Genomic DNA, 1,724 nt, shown 5'->3' with positions numbered 1-1,724 from the left:
GTCGAGATGTTCGAGGTGGAGTCTGTGGTGGAGCGTGGGTTGGTGTTGGGGGGTGTGAATGAGACGGATCGTTGTGTTGAGGATGTGACGTTGGCGGATTTGGTGGCGGCTTCGGTTGAGGTGTCGTCGGGTCGTGTGGCTGTGGTGTTCGGTGATGTGGTGTTGTCGTATGCCGAGTTCGGTGTGCGGGTGAATCGGTTGGCGCGGTGGTTGATCGGGCGTGGTGTGGGGCCGGATGTTTTGGTGGGTCTTGCGGTGGAGCGTTCGGTGGAGATGATCGTGGCGATGCATGCGGTTGTTGCTGCGGGTGGTGCGTATGTGCCGATTGATCCGGAGTTGCCGGTGGAGCGGATCGGGTTTGTGGTTGATTCGGCTGCGCCGCAGCTTGTGTTGACTGTTTCTGCGTTTGTGGGTGTGTTGCCTGTGGGTGTGGATGTTGTTGTTCTCGATGGTCTTGATGTGGGTGGGTTTTCGGGTGGTCGGGTTTCTGATGGTGATCGGGTTGCGCCGTTGCGGTCGGGTAATGCGGCGTATGTGATGTTCACGTCGGGTTCGACGGGTCGGCCGAAGGGGGTGTCGGTCAGTCATGGGGCGATTGTCAATCAGTTGGCGTGGTTGGCTGGGGAGTACGGGGTGGGTGCTGATGATCGGGTGATGGCGCGTGCGCCGTTCACGTTCGATGTGTCGGTGTGGGAGTCGTTTTTGCCGTTGACGGTGGGTGCGAGGTTGGTGGTGACGCGGCCGGGTGGGCATCGTGAGTTGGATTATCTTGCGGGTGTGATGGTCGAGCATGCGATTTCGGTGGCGGAGTTCGTTCCGTCGGTGCTTGCGGCGTTGGTGGCTGATGGTTTTGGTGGTGCGTTGGGTTCGTTGCGGCATTTGTTTGCCGGTGGTGAGGAGTTGTCGCCGGAGCTTGCGGTGGCGTTGGGTTCGTTGACGTCGGCTGCGGTGCATAACACGTATGGTCCGACGGAGGCGGCGATTACGACGACGGCGCATCGGATTGTGGGTTCGGTGTCGGGGGTGGTGCCGATCGGGACGCCGGTGTGGAATACGCGTGGGTATGTGTTGGATTCGCGGTTGCGTCCGGTGCCGGTGGGTGTTGCGGGTGAGTTGTATCTCGATGGTGCGCAGTTGGCTCGTGGTTATCATCGGCGTCCGGATTTGACGTCGGATCGGTTTGTGGCGAATCCGTTTGTGGTGGGTGCTCGGATGTATCGCACGGGTGATCGTGTGTTGTGGAGTGCTGCTGGGTCTTTGGTGTATTTGGGTCGGTCGGATTTTCAGGTGAAGATTCGTGGGGTGCGGATCGAGCTCGGTGAGATCGAGTCGGCGTTGGGTGCGTTGCCGGGTGTTTCGGGTGCTGTGGTGGTGGTGCATGGGGGGAGTCGTCTGGTCGGGTATGTGACGGCTGGGTCCTCGGTCGATGCGGAAGTTTCGGTGGATTCGGTGGGGGCGCGGGCTGCGGTGGGGTTGGTGCTTCCGTCGTACATGGTTCCGGATGTGGTGGTTGTTGTTGACGAGTTCCCGTTGTCGAGTGCGGGGAAGTTGGATCGGAAGGCGTTGCCGGAGCCTGTTTTCGGTGTGCGGGTGTTTCGGGCGCCTGGTTCTGCTTCGGAGTTGGTGGTGGCTGCTGCTTTTGCGGTGGTTTTGGGGTGTGAGTCGCGGGTTGGTGTGGATGATGATTTCTTCGAGTTGGGTGGTAATTCGCTCAATGCGACCAG

Annotated in this window: 1 protein-coding gene; it reads left to right on the top strand. The window is 60.2% G+C overall.

Going from position 1 to position 1,724, the window contains the following annotated elements:
* Nucleotides 1-90: 90 nt before the first annotated feature.
* A partial coding sequence (locus tag ATN38_RS00115) for an amino acid adenylation domain-containing protein (protein WP_256931486.1) occupies nucleotides 91-1,724 on the top strand: 1,634 nt, incomplete at its 3' end.

The sequence above is a fragment of the Rhodococcus sp. FH8 genome (assembly GCF_019266085.1).
Lineage (GTDB): Bacteria > Actinomycetota > Actinomycetes > Mycobacteriales > Mycobacteriaceae > Rhodococcus_F > Rhodococcus_F qingshengii.
This window is presented reverse-complemented; position numbering and strand designations above follow the sequence as displayed.